The following is a 15,917-nucleotide window of genomic DNA, read 5'->3' on the forward strand; positions in this document are numbered from 1 at the left end:
GCGGCGGCATCAATTTAACGGGGAGTTGGTGTCCGGTTTTGTAGGGGCAAGTCCAATAGCATTCGTTTGAGATCTCCACTGCGTCAAACGGGATGTCCTGATGAAGGCCGACAATGTAGCTAGTCCCAGTGCTTTTACTATATTTGCGCATGTTCATTTCCCTAAGCAGATGAATTCGTAGAAGACTTCCGCTTCTGGTTTCTCATGACCTGAGCTGCTAGCTGATCGTGTCTGTAAGCCGACCTCGGTTTGAGAATGGATATTGTGATTTATGATGACCGGTGTGGTGGAGGAAGCTGATATAGAAGAGACGAAATAGCTATTAGGAAAGGCTATAGGGAGGTTTACACGAACATCACCTGTACCCTTTGGGATCACTCCATGCATCCACTGGATGATGAAACCACCGAGCCAAGAAGGAAAAATGATGTAGCCGTTTGGATGAAGGGAGGCGGCAAAACCCCAGCGCATTGTCTTCGGGGACACCGCCACTGTATCAAGCTTCCCTTCATCGACTTCTGACTGGGTAGCCAGTCGACGGGGCGCATCGTTGTGCGTGACTTCTTGGAACGTCAGCCTTGTGGTGTCCAGCTCAATGGCGTCGTCAGTCACCAATTGCCAGAGCGTATCGGCTTGGAGGGTGCCTTGCTCGACGTATACAAAGAGTGCCGAGGTGACTTTCGCACTGCTGTCGGCATCAGGTGCACGCTGCCAAGCCCCCTTGGAGGCGATATGAATGCCGTTTTCTTTGGCTATCTTCTGGTCCTTCACCAAAACTCGGTCACCTGCAACCACGGTGACGCCGTCGATCTTGTGAAGCCCTGCCAACTTTACGTTGGCGGTGGTTGCGACGCGAACGGATGGTTTGTGATCGAGTTTATTAAGCTCTTCCTGAATCCTGGTATCTACATATTCACGAGTCGCAAGTACGACTGACGGATCGATCTTTAGCTGAATATTCGCGGTACCGGTAGTGATGATGTGCATCCTCACTATCTGGTTACGACCTGTGCCCTGGGTCAACAGAGGCTTATAGCTAGGCGCCGCATTACCAACGGCACAAAACACACCGTCCTTGTCTTCAAGCGCCAGTTCACGAACCCACCAGCCGCCCACATCAGGCGGCAATACCAGCTCAGCGATCAGTATGTTTGGATCAGTCGGTGAGACACGTAGCTGATTAAGTTGGGCGCGATACACCTGGTTGATCAACTTCGTTTGTGTGGGGCTCGGTATCGGGTCGGTGCCGTTGGCGTCGCCGATCAGCATGTACTTGGGCTCCCAAGGTATGCCGAGTGCATCGCAGTTGGTTTTCTTGGCGGCGCCAAGTGTGGTCAACATGCCACCGAAAATAGTCTTTTCATCCACCATGTGGGTACACGTCCAGTTCGTCGAGGGTGTAGAGGCTCATGCCGGTATATCCATTGATGCTCACGTTGATATCGGGGTTGCTCCAGGGGTACACGTCGATTTCATCGCCGTCGTAAATTGCTAGACCTGCGAAGGCGTCTAGTGCGGTCTCCAAGATGATGTCGAGCCCGATCAGGTGCCGGGTCAGGGGTTTTGCGTCGTCGATGAGCCAGACCAGCTCCCGATACATCTCTTCGGTGATGCCGGTATCCAGTACGCCGACCTTTAAAGCGAAGGTGGCCCGAGGGCCTTCAGGTTCGGTCTGCCACCACTCCACGACGTCGACCAGATACCCCAGCGGTTCCACAACGCGGCGCAGTGACCCGAGGGTGCCCTTGCGGGAATGGATGTAGTACGCGCTACGGATGGCGGCGCGCTTGGCGGCTTCGGTCCATTGGCTGTCCCAACGGTCCACCGAAAAAGCCCAGGCCAGATAGGGCAGCACGGGGAGGGGGCATAGGTCTGGGTTGTACAACGTGCGCAATGGGATCGGGACACGTTGGATCTGCATAAGGGCTTGTGCTGCTTGGCGTTCCAGTGGTGTCGAATTGCTCGGGAGCAGGGAGACGTCGGCCATCATTCGACCGCCATTGTCAGTGTGATGTTGGTGCAGTACGGGGCCTGGTATTTCGTGGCGACGATATCGACCCAGTCCTCCAGCACGACCTTGCGAATGCCCTCGACATGCAGTGAGGCGTGAATGATCGACTCCGAGACTTCCAGCCCCAGTCGGCGGCGCTGGTGCACGAAACGCAACAGGCGGGCGTTGGCCGCCGCAAGGCTCAGTTCGCTTTCAGGGCCGGACGTTGATGAGAACAGCTTGGCCTTCACCTGATAGCTGATGATCTGCGCACTTTGCACCGTCAGTCGATCCCCAACGGGGCGGCGGTCGTCGTCGCTCAGGTAGGCCTTGACCGTTGCCAGTAGCGCAGGAGAGGCGGTGCCGTCGCCCTGGTTCGATTGCACGGTAATCACCGCCTCGGCTGGCAAGGGACTCTCGGCAGTGGCATCGGCTACCAGGCCGTCAGCAGAGCGGGCATGGAAGATGTAGCTGTTGCGTGGGCCGGCGGTACTCAAGCCTTCCCAGGCCATCTGTGCCCGTTCTCGCAGACTGTCGTCACTTTCCATCAGTTGCGGAATCGGCGGCATGGCCGTGGGGTTGGCCGCTTGAATCAGTAGTCGCCTGACGTTGTGATTGGCCGCTAGGTTTTCCAGGTCTTTGCCCTTTGCCAAGGCCAGCATGTTGGCGATCGAGGCCTCATTGACGCGCTGGCGCCAGATCATTTCGCGGTAGGCATTTTCTTGTAGCAGCTTGGTCAGCGGCTCCGATTCCAGTGCAAGACGTGCAGCGATTTCGGTCTGTTCCTCGAGGGGCCAAAGGCTAACTGCATAAGCCTTGCGCTCGGCGAGGATCTGCTCGTAGTCGATCTGTTCGACGACCTCTGGGGTGGGTAGCTGGCTCAGGTCAATCGCGACGAATGAGTTCATGCGCTGCCCCCAAGGTGAAGTGGCACGCTCAGGCTTAGCGGTTCGTGGGTGTCGACGATGCTGCCCTCGATATCCAACGTCGATTGGCCTTGCAGCGTGGCACCCAGGAACTGCACACGACTGAGACTGATCCGTGGTTCCCAGCGCATCAGCGCCATGACGGTGGCCGCGTACACCTGCAGGCGAGTGGTGTCGTTGAACGGATGGTCCACCAGCTCGGGCAACAGGCTGCCGTATTCGCGGCGCATCAGGCGGGTACCAATGCGCGTGCCGAGGATGTCGCCTATGGATTGGGCGATGCTCTCCACGGTGCTGATGGCGGCGCCGGTGTGTCGGTTCATTCCGGTTTCCCCGTCTTGCCGCCGCCAGGCATGACGCCGCCGTGCGGGTGGTTCACCAGGCTGATGCCGGCTGCTATCACGTCTGCGGTGACGGTGACTTTGCCGGTGACTTTCTGGTCGCCGGTCTGGGTGTAATTGCCCTTATGCGTAATGTCGCCGACGAGGTTGATGCCGCCGGGGCTGACCAGGCTGGTGGTACCGCCCTGGGTGAGGGTGGCATTGAGGTGGCGGGCGATGCTGTCGTACTCGATCACCGTGCCGTCGCGGTAGGTGACACGGTGCAGGCCTTCGCGATCGCCGTTGGCTGGGTTGTGGTCGCTGAATAGGCCGGTTAGGGCGACGCCGTTGGCGAGTTGGCCGGAGGGGCTGAAGAGTAGGACTTGTTCGTTTTCTGTAGGAGGGTTCCACTGGCGGTCGGCGCCGGCTCGTAGGGCGATCCAGGGGAGCCAGGTGGTGATTAGGGTTCCGGTTTTCACTCGTACGCGTGGGGGCTTCATCTGGACGGCGGCGATGGTGCCGTAGCGGATGAGGTTTTCGAGTAGGCGGGTGAGGGTGGGGAGGTTATTCATGGCCCCGATATTGGTTGTGCTTGCGGACGCGTGCAGCAATATTGGTTTGTACGACGTCGAATTACATGTTCACAGTTGGCAATGCATAGGCTGATTATTTTTTCCTTTTCATCTGGCGTAATGGCTTTTCGCTGCTATACATCTTTTAAGAAGGGAAGGCATAAAGCTTTGCTTCGGTCAGGGAAGGGACTCAATTGAGTAAGCGACTAGTCGGGATTACGCAATTTCAGCGGGTGGGCGGTGGACTCATGTTAAGCATGATGATTGCTCTTTCCGCTTGCTCTAATAGACCTACTCATTTTATACCTCCTAATCGAGCGGACTCGATAATAGAGGTTTCAGAAGTAAAGATCGAAGAGACTGATGATATTCTTAAGAGAATAAAAAATTCTGCGGATCGGAATAACGAACAGCTTAAGTTGCTTGCGATGTCGGATGTTTACTGTGGAGATTTCATATCGTCGATCTATGGGCGGCGAGCTGTCACCAATGTTTGGTATAGCTCTATCACAACTGCCACCGCCGCTGCTGCTGCCATAGTTGGTGGTCGAGCGGCGCAGAATCTGGCGGGTACCTCTGCGGTAACTAATGAAATGCGCTCTTCCATTAATAACGAAATGTATGGAGGAGAGCTTATCCCGACCGTGGCGAAAGAGATTCAAGGCATGCGCAAAGCCGAGATTACTCGAATTACCAGTTTGCAATCAAAAGGTCTCGACGTGTACAGCGGTTCCGCAGCCGTGGCGGATGCGATTGGTTATCACGAGATGTGTTCGATACCTATAGCCATCTCCAAAATTCTGAGTCGAGCTAACGAAAAATATGGAGTGAAAACCCTAGATCTGGACAGTTCGATTCAAAGACTAGACAGCGCAATTGCAGCGAACAAGACCTTGTTGAATGATGCTAATTTTTCGAGTGATCCTGCAAAGAAAAAAGAGCTAACGGCTGCTATTCTTCAATTAACAGAACAGCGAAATACACTTGTAAGAACGTTTTCCATTCCTGGCTACCAATCCAATGCCAATGATGAGCAAAATCCCATCCCTCTTGGGGGTGGAGGCGCAGCACCGAAATAACAGGTAGGGTGAAGTTTTGATCAGTATATGATTTAGGTAGCTAAATGATTGAGCAGCCTATCCCGGATTGAACAAATGTCGGCCTCGGTGAAGCCGAGTATTTCCCGTTGCTGGTAGGTCACAGCAGGTGCATTTTTTGTCGGGTGGTCTTTTAAACCAAATTGGTGTACCCGGGCTATTCGGGAGGTTCGCCCATTGAATCCAACAGTGGTGGCGTTGCTATCGCTTCGGATTTTCAGGTATTTCGAAGTGCGAAGGTTTTGAAACATCCGTATCCTCCTTTTCAACCGTCCCTGTTTTCCGCGTATTTCGCGCCGCTTTCTCTTGGTATATAGACTCTGGTCCGGGTTTCGCTGGGCGATGATTCGCTGCTGCTGGCTGCGCCGCAATATCTGCCCGATGCTGCGGGTGAGTTTTTTGCGTGCTGCTGGTTTGAGCTGCTCCAGCAGACCTGCGGCCCAGTCTTCCAGTGCTTCCAGTTGAGTGCTCACTTCGGAACAACCCATTCGCTGGAGGGCATCTGAGAACCGGGTATCCACGCTGGGTCGACAAACGCGGCAGTGCGCTGAGGTTCGCCGGGGTGGTGGATAGTTGTCATGCCGTCGGCGTTCATCCCTACAATCACTCGCTCGGTCAGCGACAGGGTCACGCTGAGATTCACCTTGCTGTTGTCCAGGATGTCGGCTTCGAACTGGATGCCCTCTGCGGATTTATTCAAGTTTTCGAGCAAGTCGGCTTGATTCACTTTCAACCACCCCAGGACCGGCAACATCACACTGTCGGGATGTCCGGCGAAATCGGTGAGGATGATCTGCAGATCAAAGCTGTATTCGAACGACAACGAGGCGGCCGCGGTGCAGCGAATCTTTCCGTTGTCGATGAAGATCAGCAGTCGGTCGGGGTTGTGCTTGAGTTCGCCAATGGTGGCAAGCAGGTGAGTGCGCAGGCTTTCCGGTTTGTTCATGAGGTCTATGTCTTGTAGAGGTGGTCAGTCCCACAGATTCAGCACCCGCCGCTGTGGTGCGGCGGTCTGGGCTTCGGGCATTTGCACGGCCAGGCCTTGGGGCAGAATCGGTCCGTGGCCGGCCAGACCGGGGTTAGCTTGGAGTACCGCCTCGGTCACGCCAGCGGTGCGGCCATAGTGACGCCAGCAAAGGGTATCGACGGTTTCGTTTTGGTGGGCGCGGACGGTGACTGGCATCAAATCAGTTCCACGGTGGTGCGGTTGATGCCAAGAAAGTCACGCACCGCCCAGCGTAAGTCGCGACGGTAATCGTCGATGTTCGGGGTAAGTTCTTCTGCGTTCTGGTGGCCGCTGTTCGTGGAGTCATAGGAGCGGTAGCGCTCGCACACTTCGGCGCCGGTAGCAGCCTCGATGGCGCGGCGATACAGATGGACCTTGACCAGTACGCCGTTGACGCGCTCGCCGGGCATGTCGGCGAGTTTCGTATGGCCTGCCGCTTGTTGGGTGGCGCGCCATTGACCCAGCTCGCGGTTGACGCTGACGGCGGCCGCCACCGCAGCGGTTTCCAGGCGTGGCGCGGTGACGCTAGCGTCGATCCGCAGTGTGGCGCGCAACTGATCCAGATCGATTGAGGGCCAGAAGGTATCGGTATTGATATGGCCGCTGGCGACAGTGCCGCCGGCTATGAATCCGCTCATGAAACAGCACTCTGCAATAGGTCGCCGGTGGTCGGGGCTTCACGTTCAGGAGGAGCGGCCTGGCCGATCCGCCCCGAGCCGGCGGGGTGCGTGGGGACGCTCGGTTAGCCGGCGGTGCCGGCAAGTTTGTTGAGCAGGCGTTCGGCCCGCTCCATGTCTTTTTTGCCACCGCAGGCGTCGTGCAGGGCGATGGCTTTTTTCAGCAGATCCACACCGGCCTGGAGCTGGCCGGGCTGGCCTGGAGTTTCTTCGGCGAGGCCTTCAAGCGTGGCGCGGCCCATGGCGAGAAACAGCTTGGCGCGGGCCTGGTCGGGCATGTCTTCGACGTCCGTGAGTTCGGCGGTGCGGTGCAGGATCGCTAGGTCGAACGGTTCGCCGATTTTCTGGGCCTTGAAGGCGGCGGTCGCGACTTCTTCGGCGACCAGACAGCCCAAGGTGCGGGCAAATCGGTCGGGCATCACCATTCGGTGTTTCAGCACATAGGCTGCGATGTCGAGGCCGCCAGTGAAGTCGCCGGCATCGAGGCGCCAGACCATGACGGTGGTCATCACTTCGTCCTGGGCGCCTTTGCCGCCCTCCAGTACACCTTGCACGTAGGATTCGTAACTCGGCAGTAGCTGACGTTTGAGTTCGGCCTTGCCCTGGTTGGACTGGACCTGCTTCAGGCGCAAGCGGTCTTGCAGGAGCTGATTTAACTGATGCTCGTAAGCGGTGGCGCCCGCCATGGTTTGGGTGGGGTCTGTGGCCGCCGCTTCGACAGCGGCGGTGACGCGTTCGAAGTGACGGCGGCAGGGGTTGCTCATGGTGGCCGCCTCAGTTCAGGGTGATGTTTTCGGCCAGGGCGGCGCAGCCCAGGTCTTCGATGACATAGCTTTCGTTCACCGACTCGAAGTTCTCGATGCGGTCGCGCTTGGCGTTGTCTACGACGGTGCGGCGGCGGGTGCCTTCCTGCCAGTACAGCGACAAGTTGTCGAGGCGGGTCACCAGCAAGCCACTGGCCGGGAAGTGTGGAACGCGCACGGCCGGGAGGTTGCCGAGGCGTTTTTGACTGGTAACGATGTCGGCCGCCAGCATCTCGGTCGGCGCCTGCACCTTGTTGATGATCGGGAAATATTTATCGGCCAGCAGTCGTCGACCGCAGATGACCACCAGTTCGGTGTCTTCCTGATACCACGGCTCGATGAACTCATTGACCATGCTGATGACCAGGGCGTCGATGTTTTCGAAGTCTTTGCCGGCGCCGATCTCGATTTTTCCACTGTCTGGCGTCACCTCACTCATGACGCGTGCCGGGTTTTCCAAGCGCATTTTTTGAAGCCAGCCGATGTTGACGTCCTGCAACAGTGGGTTGGTGGTCGGGTTGGATGTCGCGGCGCGACTGATGCCGTTCCAACCGATCATGATCCGGTTGAGGGCTTGGGCCTTAATGATTGCGTCGCGGATGCGAGCCTGAAAGTCTTTGAACTTGGCCCATTGGTCCAGCTTCTGGTAGCGCAGGCTGGTATCGAAGTTGGTTTGGGTGCAGGTGTAGCCACGGTCGTCCAGGCCGCTCGGATCGCGGGGCTCGCGGTCTTTGGTGGTGGTGTCGGTGGTGCTGGCAATGGTGCCGTCGATGCCGATGCCAACCTTCTCACCCGACTGTTCCGATACCGGGTAAACATTAATGGCGCTGAGAAAGGCGCTGGACTCCTGGATGCGGGTTTCCAGCGTCTGGGCAACGCTTGGGGCTGCGGTGAATTTGGTGGTGACGTCAGCCACGCCATGCAATTGCGCCAGTTGTTTCAGGTAGGCGTTGAACAGTACTCGGGTGTCGTTACGCATGTAGATCGTCCTTGGTGAGCGGGGCTGTTTGTCAGCAGTCGGTCATGACTTGGGTGCTGCCGCCGGATACCTGCGGGCGCGTTTTCTGGTTGGGATCCTGGGTGGTTGCGAGCTTGTTTTTCAGCTCGGTCAATTCGGTGCCGACTTGATCGAGTCGGGTTTTCAGCCCCGCCGAAAATTGCCTTTCGGCGGCCAGTTGGTCGGGCAGGTCCTTGACGTGTTCGGCGATGGCTTCGACCGCTTCGCCGATTTGCGCGAATTCGTTGTTGTCCTTGGCCTGCTTGCCGGTCAACAAGGCTTGGACCCTGCTGAAGAGCTGGGCGCCGATGCTGGGTTTGTCTTCGACTTCCTGGAATGTCAGCTCGGTTTCGACGGCCTCGGTGAACATGGAGGTCGCGGAATAGTGGCGGTCTTGGAACGGGCTGGATTCGGGTTTCTGCGCCGAGAAGGTCAGGACGTCCGTGCCCAAGCTGGCGGGCGAGTCGGTGACGGCCAGCCCCACGATGTAGGCCTCGCCGGTGTCGGCAAAGCTCTCGTCGATCTCAACGGAGGTGTAGATCTTCTGCTTGGCCTTGTTCATGGCGATGAGGTCGCTGGTGGGCTCGACTTTGGCAAACAAGGCCAGTTTTTTCTGGCCGTTGACGTCGACCTCTTCGGTCTTCACTGCCAGCACGTCGCCGTAGGCTTTGAAGGGGCTGTCGGGTAGCAGGCTGCGGAAATGTTCAAGCCAGATGCGGGCGCCGTAGGTGGTTGGGTTGAAGTTCTTGGCGGCCTGTTCCAGCCAACTGCGTTTGATGGTGCGCTTGTCTGAGGTCGCGCCCTCGACGGCGACGCGGAACCAGTTGCTGCGGTACTTCTTCATGGTGGGAATCTCAGTGCGTGGGGGTGCAATGAGGGGGATGGTCGACACGGGCGCGCGCGGCGGCAATGAGGCGGGGTTGTAGGCGGGAAGGGTACAAGGGGCGGTGCTATTGAGTCGCGGGTGTGGGCGGCAGCATCTCGACCATGACCACTGCCTTGCTGCCCATCGACCCCCGACGCCAATCCAAGTTTTTGTACTGGATGGGTTGGCGCGTCTGTGAGATTGCGGAAGCGACGGGGCAAAAAGAGAAAACATTGCACAGCTGGAAGGCCCGGGACGAGTGGGACCGGGCCGACAGTGTGGAACGCATCGGCGGCGCCTTGGAGGCGCGTTTGGTGCAGTTGATCCTCAAGGACAACAAGACCAGCGGTGATTTCAAAGAGATCGATCTGCTGCATCGGCAGCTTGAGCGCCAGGCACGGATTCAGCGCTATCAGGGCGGCGGTACTGAAACCGACCTTAACCCGAACCTCGCCAAGCGTAACGAGGGGCCGAAGAAGAAATCTCCGAAGAACGACATCAGCGAAGAACAGGTTGAGCTGCTTCGTGAGGCGTTCATCGACGGCTGTTTTGACTATCAGAAAGACTGGTATCGAGCCGGCAACCAGCGCACCCGCGTTATCCTCAAGAGCCGGCAGATCGGCGCTACGTATTACTTTGCCCGCGAGGCGTTTATCGATGCGCTGGACACCGGGCGCAATCAGATTTTTCTGTCGGCTTCGAAGAACCAGGCCTACCTGTTCCGTGGTTACATTCAAGCCTTCGCTCGGGAGGTGATCGGTGTCGAGCTAACCGGCGACCCGATTGTGCTGCCCAACGGCGCCGAGCTGTTTTTCCTCGGTACCAATGCCCGCACCGCCCAGGGCTATCACGGCAATTTCTACTTCGACGAGTTCTTTTGGACATTCAAGTTCGAGGAGTTGAACAAGGTCGCCTCGGGCATGGCGATGCACAAGAAGTGGCGCAAAACCTATTTCTCTACCCCGTCGAGCATGGCCCATGAGGCTTACAGCTTCTGGACGGGCGAGCGCTTCAACAAGGGCAAGCCCGCTGCGCTGCACACGAAAGTGGACGTGACCCACGGCGCGCTCCAGCAGGGTCGGTTTTGTGAGGACCGGTTGTGGCGGCAGATCGTCACGATTCTCGACGCCGAGCGCGGTGGCTGCGATCTGTTCGACATCGAAGAGCTGCGCCGGGAGTACAGCTCCGAGGCTTTCGCCAACCTGCTGATGTGCGAGTTCGTCGATGACGGCGCGAGTATCTTCCCGTTGTCGGTGTTGCAGCCTTGCATGGTCGATAGCTGGGTGGAGTGGGCCGAGGACTACAAACCTTTCGCTATGCGCCCGTTCGGGGATCGTCAGGTGTGGGTCGGTTATGACCCGGCCGAAACGGGCGATTGCTCTGGCCTGGTGGTGGTTGCGCCGCCCCTGGTGCCGGGTGGCAAGTTTCGTGTGCTTGAGCGCCACCAGTTTCGCGGCATGGACTTCGCCGCCCAGGCTGCTGCCATCAAGGGTGTGTGCGATCGCTACTGGGTGACCTATATCGGCATCGACGTGACCGGCCTGGGCAGCGGCGTGGCCCAGTTGGTGCGCCAGTTCTTCCCAGCGGTGACCACCTTCAGCTATTCGCCCGAGGTGAAAACACGCTTGGTGCTGAAGGCCTACGACGTGATTCACAAGGGGCGACTGGAGTTCGACGCGGGTTGGACTGACATGGCTCAGTCGCTTATGGCTATTCGCAAAACCGTCACTGCAGGTGGTCGGCAGTTCACCTATACCGCAGGGCGCAACGACAACACCGGGCATGCCGATCTGGCTTGGGCGCTCTTTCACGCATTGCATAACGAACCGCTTGAGGGGCAGACGGCTGCTAATACTGGGCGGATGGAGATTTTTACATGACGGAACAAGTTGCTGGCCAGGATTTACTGCCGACCGCCCTTGATGCCGCCAGTGCGGGGACTCAGGTGTTCAGCTTTGGGGAGCCGACACCGGTGTTGGGGGGGCGGGAGGTGTTTGATTATCTGGAGTGCTGGTTTAACGGGCGGTGGTATGAGCCGCCGTTGTCGCTTAACGGCTTGGCTCGGTCGGTGGGGGCGAGTGTGCATTTGCATTCGGGGTTGATGTTCAAACGGAATCTGTTGAGCAAGACATTTATCCCGCATCCGATGCTGTCCCGGGCGGCTTTTGAACAGTTCGCTCTGGATTTTCTGTGTCTGGGCAACGGGTATCTGGAGAAACGCCGCTCGGTGTTGGGCAGCACCAGGCAACTGGTGCCTTCGTTGGCGAAGTACATGCGGATTGGGCCGGAGGGGCAGTTCTATCAGGTGCAGGGTTGGAAGAACGAGCACGCGTTTGAGCCGGGCAGCATTTTTCATTTGCGCGAGGCGGATTTGCATCAGGAGATTTATGGGCTGCCGGAGTGGATCAGTGCCTTGCAGTCTGCGCTGTTGAATGAGTCGGCGACGTTGTTTCGGCGTAAGTATTACGAGAACGGGAGTCATGCGGGGTTCATCTTGTACATGACTGATGCGGCGCAGACTGAGGCGGATATCGACTCTTTGCGTAAAGCGTTGAAGGAATCCAAGGGGCCGGGGAATTTTCGGAACTTGTTTGTGTATTCGCCGACGGGGAAGAAGGATGGGATTCAGCTCATCCCTGTCAGTGAGGTTGCGGCGAAGGATGAATTTAATTCGATTAAGAACCAGACTCGGGATGATGTGCTGGCGAGTTTACGGATTCCGCCGCAGTTGATGGGGATTGTGCCGCAGAATGCGGGTGGGTTTGGATCGATTAGGGAGGCTGCGCAGATTTATGCGGCTAATGAGTTGGAGCCTATTCAGAGGCGGATGATGCAGTTAAATGACTGGCTGAAGGAGGATGTTATTTATTTTAAATCGTACAAAATTGCGATTAAGTAAAAGGGAAAAGCGGTATAAGTTCTTACCGCTTTCGAATGCCCTTTCTGTCGGGTCTTTCAGGTTTCTTGCGAGGTTGAAAGCTTGCTGAGTACATGATGTGTTAAATGGTTAACTTTCTCTCGATTTTGTTGGTTTCTTTTTGGTGCTGGTTTTTCTTTGCTGAGTTATTTCTGATACCTTCTCAATCTGTGGTGTGCTCCAAGGGAACTCGATCTGAGCTGCGCCTAACCCCTCAAGTAAGGGTTTTGCCAAAGATCTTAAATAAGGGAATAAAGTCGCTCCAAGGTCGTAGGCTCCTTCCCGAGTGTTTATCCAGGCACCTACTGTTTCTTTATCAGCTGACGAAAAGTGGCCCGCTATTTCAATTTTGAAAAAAGGCTCGTTAGTGCTCGGTATTACAGCTTCAAAATTTTGACCGATTTGGAATCTGAATTCGCCATCTTCTGCGTTTTCTTCGACTTCAATAGTGAGCCCAAATCTTGCCTTAAAGGCAGACTCTTCACCAATTTCTTCAGATGTAAAGCGATCGCCGTGCACATGTCTTACACTGACATGTCGCAGTGTTACCAATTCAAGACTCATTTAACTACCACCAATTTGGGTCGAGTTGTGCGAGCGGTATTAACAGTTATTTCATCGGACTGATATTCTACTTGCGCGTAATGGTGATGATGGACTTCGTTGTGTTTGCCCATGATGTGGCAACTTAGAGCCTCTTTGACTACGTCATTAATGAATGCGTCATGACGAGAAGCAAATTTCGCCAGCTCTTTATGTAATGTTATGCCAATTCTAACGTTGAATGATCCTGAAAACGGTTTTTCAGGTGGCACTCCGAGCTGTATACAGGTTTCCAAGTAATCATCAACCGCCTCATGGAACTCAGCTTCTAACTCCTTTAGAGTTTCTGCTTCGTAAGTTACTAGGTCGTTGATATGTAAGATTTTGCCATGCATCTCATAGGTGAGAGTGTCAAAATCGATCGACCCTTGAAATCCCTTATACTCAAGTGTCTTATTCGTCATTTAGATAACCCTGTGATTTCAATGCGTCAATGATATCTACGATCTGCGCACCAATTAATGTGCTGTCGGGATGTCTTTTGTGCAACAAAACTTTGTGTTTTGTTTCCGGATGCACAAATTTTTTCCTCGAACCATTACCTTCCAATTCCTTATAACCAAAATGCTTCATGACCTTTTGAAGCTGCGCCCATGAAAAATCCCTAGGCGCCGGGGTTTTGATGAGCTTCTCGATTAGCTTGTCGATCTGGCTCATGCGAGGATCCCTTTGGCCTCGTGGGTGCAACTATAATCTAGTTGCACCGGGGTGGCAAATCGCTTTCGTATCATCCGTGCTACCTGCAGTCGTCCGATTGAATCGCATTTGGTCTGATGATGGCATTTTGTCCCGTCAGTCGCAACGTTCTGGCTGGATACCCGCCCACCTCGGCTAAAATCCTTCCTCTCTATCTCAGCCCTTGTTCCATCCACGCAGCTTATCGGAGCTATTTTGGCGCGCGCCGTCATCCCCCCACCACGCCTGCAGGCTAAATAGGTCTTTTTTTCTGCATAGCCGCATCCCTTCCGAACAGGATTGTGCATTCTGAGCCGGGCCGATGCACCTGAGCGCAAAAGCCTGCGAATCTCTGCGAAGGGCAGGGAGGTCTAAGGGGGCACCCGGTGGGGCTTGTTAGCTTGGGTGGAGCTCTCGACGTAGATTTTCAGGAGCACAGTCGGAATAAAGTAATGTACGAATTTATGCCCTCCCACAAGGCCGAAACCCCGGTGCTATCGCATTTTCTGAAGTACGTTAGGAAGTGATTTTTAGTAATAGAGTGAGTAATTTTTTCTTAAGTGATTGATTTGTATAATGCTCCTACGAGTGACACATTACTGGGCTAGGAGTAATGAGGTTACTTCAACACTGCTAAAAGATTACCTTGTGACGACCCTGTGCAACCCAAGTGGAATCAAGCCTCTGCGGACGTTTCCGTCGGCGGAAGTCTAAAAATACTCATTTCCGATGCCGCTCCGAGAAATCGTATAAAGCCCTATACGCCAGCACGACTTTTATCTATGCGCAGAATCCATGGGACTGCCATGGGAACGTTTGCGCGCAAACTATCGGCCTGAAAGCCTTATAAAACGGCACCTCACTCGCTGAAAATGCCAATCGGGTGCTTTCGAATCTCTCCTTCACCGCCAAATTCGCAACAAACGAAACCCCTGAAGTGTCGAGCTTCAGGGGTTTTTTGTTGCTTGCGAAAAAGAATTCAAAATGGATGCTAGCCGTCCCACTGCCAGAAAGGCGTGCCAAATTGCTTGATGGCGCGTTGAGTCGCTGTAGCACGATTGCTTAGGTGTCGGAAGGCCATTTCCAAGTCTCTCTCCAATACCTGCTAAAGATACGATTTCCCTAACCCTGACTCCGTCATTCCAATGACTAACCCCACGCGCGGCCATGCTAGAAATCGGTCTCAATCAACGCGTGGAAAAAAAGATGCCACCGGTCTCCCAACGAAAAAGTGTCCCGCAGTTCGGTCTGTTTTGCGTGGCCAGTTTCCTGCTGTCCATTTCTTACGGCGCCACGTTCCTGGTCTCGCTGCTGGTGACTTCCCTGGGAGGCAGCGAGCGCGATGCCGGGCAGGTGTTTGCCGTGGCCATGTTGAGTACCCTGGCGGCGGTGGTGGGGGCGGGGCATTTGATGCAGCGTTGGGGGGCTGCGCGGTGCGTTGCTCTCGGTGCCGCGTTTCTGACCATCGCGTCCATGGGCTTTGCCCTGGCATCCGGGCTCGGCAATGGACTGCTGGTGTGTGGCTTGATGCTGGGGATTGGATGGGGGCTGTTCTACACCCTAGGTCCCATCATGGTGGCCGCGATGGTAGAGCCCGCCAGGCGGACTCATTGCTTCGCGTTGTTGTCGGGCAGCATGTTGACGGGCATCGGCAGCGGGCCACTCGCCGGCAAGTTGGCCAGTCATTTCGGGCTGCCCCTCCAAACCGCATTCTTCTGCGCGGCAGTCGCGACGGTATTGGGAGGGGGGTATTTCTGGCAGCTCAGAACACGGTCTGCCGAGCAAATCGGCAACAAGGTCGAGATCGGGCTGAAATCGGCCGCGACGGTACTGCGCTCTCGCTCTGCGTTGTCCATTTTGATGGTGGGGTTGGGAGGGGCGGTCTTTGGTGGGCTGGGCAGTTTCCAAACCAGTTATGCCAGCAAACAAGGGCTGGACTATTCGCTGTTTTTCATCAGTTTCATGGGGGCGGCTATCGCGTGTCGATTGTTGATTGCCGGCTGGGTCGTCAAGCGCAATCCGTTCGCCACTTCCTGCCTGTTGACCACTCTCATGTTGATCGCCGTGACAGGTTTTGGCGCATGGGTCCATGACGGTCTCAGCTATGGAGTGACCGCCGCATTGCTCGGGGTTGGCTACGGGCTGAACTATTCGGTAATCAACGGCCTGGCGGCCAACGAAGCCCCTCCAGGCCTGACCGCTCAGGCGCTGTTGCTATTCAGTCTGTCCTATTTCATTGGTGTATTCGGTTTCCCTTTCGTCGTCGGTAAGCTCATCAGCAGCACCGGTGTGGACGGGATGTTGCTTGGCGTGGAAGTGATTGCATTGTGTGCCTGGCTCCTGAGTGCGGGCCGCTGGCTGGCCGGACAATTGCGCAAGCCGCACTCTTCACTGGCAAGGCGATAGCGTCGGCTTATGGTGGATGGAATCAGGCAGCCTCGCAGCAGTACCAGGCGGTCTTTTCTCTTG

19 protein-coding genes are annotated in these 15,917 nt (G+C 56.0%); 4 read left to right on the plus strand and 15 right to left on the minus strand.

Annotation, left to right across the window (positions count from 1 at the left end; genetic code table 11):
* Nucleotides 1-153: 153 nt before the first annotated feature.
* Genes ACODSJ_RS19830 through ACODSJ_RS19850 form a run of 5 tightly spaced genes read right to left on the minus strand, consistent with a single transcriptional unit; the run spans nt 154 to nt 3,808 of the window.
* Complete coding sequence (locus ACODSJ_RS19830) at nt 154-1,371, minus strand: phage tail protein (RefSeq protein ID WP_489103341.1); 1,218 nt, start codon at nt 1,369-1,371, stop codon at nt 154-156.
* Nucleotides 1,361-1,987, minus strand: a complete 627-nt coding sequence (locus ACODSJ_RS19835) for a phage tail protein I (RefSeq protein WP_489103395.1) — start codon at nt 1,985-1,987, stop codon at nt 1,361-1,363. The genes ACODSJ_RS19830 and ACODSJ_RS19835 overlap by 11 nt, the downstream gene beginning before the upstream one ends.
* Nucleotides 1,987-2,898 carry a baseplate J/gp47 family protein gene (locus tag ACODSJ_RS19840; RefSeq protein WP_489103342.1) on the minus strand — a complete coding sequence of 304 codons (912 nt, stop codon included), beginning with the start codon at nt 2,896-2,898 and terminating at the stop codon, nt 1,987-1,989. Before ACODSJ_RS19840 ends, ACODSJ_RS19835 begins: the two co-directional genes overlap by 1 nt.
* Nucleotides 2,895-3,239, minus strand: a complete 345-nt coding sequence (locus ACODSJ_RS19845; protein ID WP_489103343.1) for a GPW/gp25 family protein — start codon at nt 3,237-3,239, stop codon at nt 2,895-2,897. The genes ACODSJ_RS19840 and ACODSJ_RS19845 overlap by 4 nt, the downstream gene beginning before the upstream one ends.
* A complete protein-coding gene (locus ACODSJ_RS19850) occupies nt 3,236-3,808 on the minus strand; it encodes a phage baseplate assembly protein V (protein WP_489103344.1) in 573 nt (190 codons plus the stop codon). Before ACODSJ_RS19850 ends, ACODSJ_RS19845 begins: the two co-directional genes overlap by 4 nt.
* Nucleotides 3,809-4,056: 248 nt before the next feature.
* Between ACODSJ_RS19850 and ACODSJ_RS19855 the strand changes: the two genes are divergently transcribed.
* Nucleotides 4,057-4,887 (plus strand): hypothetical protein, encoded by an 831-nt coding sequence (locus ACODSJ_RS19855; protein ID WP_489103345.1) that lies wholly within the window; start codon nt 4,057-4,059, stop codon nt 4,885-4,887.
* Nucleotides 4,888-4,919: 32 nt separating this feature from the next.
* Here ACODSJ_RS19855 and ACODSJ_RS19860 read toward each other — a convergent pair whose 3' ends face one another.
* The 7 genes from ACODSJ_RS19860 to ACODSJ_RS19890 form a co-directional block, all read right to left on the minus strand.
* A complete protein-coding gene (locus tag ACODSJ_RS19860) occupies nt 4,920-5,378 on the minus strand; it encodes a phage virion morphogenesis protein (RefSeq protein WP_489103346.1) in 459 nt (152 codons plus the stop codon).
* On the minus strand, nt 5,375-5,851 hold the full coding sequence (locus ACODSJ_RS19865; protein ID WP_489103347.1) for a phage tail protein: 477 nt from the start codon (nt 5,849-5,851) through the stop codon (nt 5,375-5,377). Before ACODSJ_RS19865 ends, ACODSJ_RS19860 begins: the two co-directional genes overlap by 4 nt.
* Nucleotides 5,852-5,875: 24 nt before the next feature.
* Nucleotides 5,876-6,088: a tail protein X gene (locus tag ACODSJ_RS19870; protein WP_489103348.1), complete on the minus strand. Its 213-nt coding sequence runs from the start codon at nt 6,086-6,088 to the stop codon at nt 5,876-5,878.
* Nucleotides 6,088-6,549, minus strand: a complete 462-nt coding sequence (locus ACODSJ_RS19875; protein ID WP_489103349.1) for a head completion/stabilization protein — start codon at nt 6,547-6,549, stop codon at nt 6,088-6,090. Before ACODSJ_RS19875 ends, ACODSJ_RS19870 begins: the two co-directional genes overlap by 1 nt.
* Before the next feature lie 104 nt (nt 6,550-6,653).
* Entirely contained in the window at nt 6,654-7,352 is a 699-nt protein-coding gene (locus tag ACODSJ_RS19880; RefSeq protein WP_489103350.1) for a phage terminase small subunit, read from the minus strand.
* 10 nt (nt 7,353-7,362) lie between these two features.
* Entirely contained in the window at nt 7,363-8,370 is a 1,008-nt protein-coding gene (locus ACODSJ_RS19885) for a phage major capsid protein, P2 family (protein ID WP_489103351.1), read from the minus strand.
* A 31-nt stretch (nt 8,371-8,401) separates the two neighbouring features.
* Entirely contained in the window at nt 8,402-9,232 is an 831-nt protein-coding gene (locus ACODSJ_RS19890) for a GPO family capsid scaffolding protein (RefSeq protein ID WP_489103352.1), read from the minus strand.
* Between the two features lie 143 nt (nt 9,233-9,375).
* On the opposite strand from ACODSJ_RS19890, the gene ACODSJ_RS19895 reads away from it, so the two are divergent.
* Nucleotides 9,376-11,133, plus strand: a complete 1,758-nt coding sequence (locus ACODSJ_RS19895; protein WP_489103353.1) for a terminase ATPase subunit family protein — start codon at nt 9,376-9,378, stop codon at nt 11,131-11,133.
* Nucleotides 11,130-12,152 carry a phage portal protein gene (locus ACODSJ_RS19900; protein ID WP_489103354.1) on the plus strand — a complete coding sequence of 341 codons (1,023 nt, stop codon included), beginning with the start codon at nt 11,130-11,132 and terminating at the stop codon, nt 12,150-12,152. Before ACODSJ_RS19895 ends, ACODSJ_RS19900 begins: the two co-directional genes overlap by 4 nt.
* 108 nt (nt 12,153-12,260) lie before the next feature.
* On the opposite strand, the gene ACODSJ_RS19905 is transcribed toward ACODSJ_RS19900, so the two are convergent.
* Genes ACODSJ_RS19905 through ACODSJ_RS19915 form a run of 3 tightly spaced genes read right to left on the minus strand, consistent with a single transcriptional unit; the run spans nt 12,261 to nt 13,430 of the window.
* Complete coding sequence (locus ACODSJ_RS19905; RefSeq protein WP_489103355.1) at nt 12,261-12,734, minus strand: hypothetical protein; 474 nt, start codon at nt 12,732-12,734, stop codon at nt 12,261-12,263.
* The gene (locus ACODSJ_RS19910) at nt 12,731-13,177 is read right to left on the minus strand and encodes a type II toxin-antitoxin system HicB family antitoxin (RefSeq protein ID WP_489103356.1); all 447 of its coding nucleotides are present in this window, start codon (nt 13,175-13,177) and stop codon (nt 12,731-12,733) included. Before ACODSJ_RS19910 ends, ACODSJ_RS19905 begins: the two co-directional genes overlap by 4 nt.
* Complete coding sequence (locus ACODSJ_RS19915) at nt 13,167-13,430, minus strand: type II toxin-antitoxin system HicA family toxin (RefSeq protein WP_489103357.1); 264 nt, start codon at nt 13,428-13,430, stop codon at nt 13,167-13,169. The genes ACODSJ_RS19910 and ACODSJ_RS19915 overlap by 11 nt, the downstream gene beginning before the upstream one ends.
* Nucleotides 13,431-14,654: 1,224 nt before the next feature.
* Between ACODSJ_RS19915 and ACODSJ_RS19920 the strand changes: the two genes are divergently transcribed.
* Nucleotides 14,655-15,854, plus strand: a complete 1,200-nt coding sequence (locus ACODSJ_RS19920; protein ID WP_489103396.1) for an MFS transporter — start codon at nt 14,655-14,657, stop codon at nt 15,852-15,854.
* The last annotated feature ends 63 nt before the right edge of the window (nt 15,855-15,917 follow it).

The organism is Pseudomonas sp. FG6 (assembly GCF_057809015.1).

What these genes read in the sequence shown, in the direction of transcription:
- ACODSJ_RS19890 (WP_489103352.1), bottom strand. Translation starts at nt 9,232, where the DNA reads ATGAAGAAGTACCGCAGCAACTGGTTCCGCGTCGCCGTCGAGGGCGCG.
- ACODSJ_RS19840 (WP_489103342.1), bottom strand. Translation starts at nt 2,898, where the DNA reads ATGAACTCATTCGTCGCGATTGACCTGAGCCAGCTACCCACCCCAGAG.
- ACODSJ_RS19905 (WP_489103355.1), bottom strand. Translation starts at nt 12,734, where the DNA reads ATGAGTCTTGAATTGGTAACACTGCGACATGTCAGTGTAAGACATGTG.
- ACODSJ_RS19865 (WP_489103347.1), bottom strand. Translation starts at nt 5,851, where the DNA reads ATGAACAAACCGGAAAGCCTGCGCACTCACCTGCTTGCCACCATTGGC.
- ACODSJ_RS19850 (WP_489103344.1), bottom strand. Translation starts at nt 3,808, where the DNA reads ATGAATAACCTCCCCACCCTCACCCGCCTACTCGAAAACCTCATCCGC.
- ACODSJ_RS19835 (WP_489103395.1), bottom strand. Translation starts at nt 1,987, where the DNA reads ATGGCCGACGTCTCCCTGCTCCCGAGCAATTCGACACCACTGGAACGC.
- ACODSJ_RS19900 (WP_489103354.1), top strand. Translation starts at nt 11,130, where the DNA reads ATGACGGAACAAGTTGCTGGCCAGGATTTACTGCCGACCGCCCTTGAT.
- ACODSJ_RS19885 (WP_489103351.1), bottom strand. Translation starts at nt 8,370, where the DNA reads ATGCGTAACGACACCCGAGTACTGTTCAACGCCTACCTGAAACAACTG.
- ACODSJ_RS19855 (WP_489103345.1), top strand. Translation starts at nt 4,057, where the DNA reads ATGTTAAGCATGATGATTGCTCTTTCCGCTTGCTCTAATAGACCTACT.
- ACODSJ_RS19915 (WP_489103357.1), bottom strand. Translation starts at nt 13,430, where the DNA reads ATGAGCCAGATCGACAAGCTAATCGAGAAGCTCATCAAAACCCCGGCG.
- ACODSJ_RS19895 (WP_489103353.1), top strand. Translation starts at nt 9,376, where the DNA reads ATGACCACTGCCTTGCTGCCCATCGACCCCCGACGCCAATCCAAGTTT.
- ACODSJ_RS19875 (WP_489103349.1), bottom strand. Translation starts at nt 6,549, where the DNA reads ATGAGCGGATTCATAGCCGGCGGCACTGTCGCCAGCGGCCATATCAAT.
- ACODSJ_RS19910 (WP_489103356.1), bottom strand. Translation starts at nt 13,177, where the DNA reads ATGACGAATAAGACACTTGAGTATAAGGGATTTCAAGGGTCGATCGAT.
- ACODSJ_RS19870 (WP_489103348.1), bottom strand. Translation starts at nt 6,088, where the DNA reads ATGCCAGTCACCGTCCGCGCCCACCAAAACGAAACCGTCGATACCCTT.
- ACODSJ_RS19830 (WP_489103341.1), bottom strand. Translation starts at nt 1,371, where the DNA reads ATGGTGGATGAAAAGACTATTTTCGGTGGCATGTTGACCACACTTGGC.
- ACODSJ_RS19845 (WP_489103343.1), bottom strand. Translation starts at nt 3,239, where the DNA reads ATGAACCGACACACCGGCGCCGCCATCAGCACCGTGGAGAGCATCGCC.
- ACODSJ_RS19880 (WP_489103350.1), bottom strand. Translation starts at nt 7,352, where the DNA reads ATGAGCAACCCCTGCCGCCGTCACTTCGAACGCGTCACCGCCGCTGTC.
- ACODSJ_RS19920 (WP_489103396.1), top strand. Translation starts at nt 14,655, where the DNA reads ATGCCACCGGTCTCCCAACGAAAAAGTGTCCCGCAGTTCGGTCTGTTT.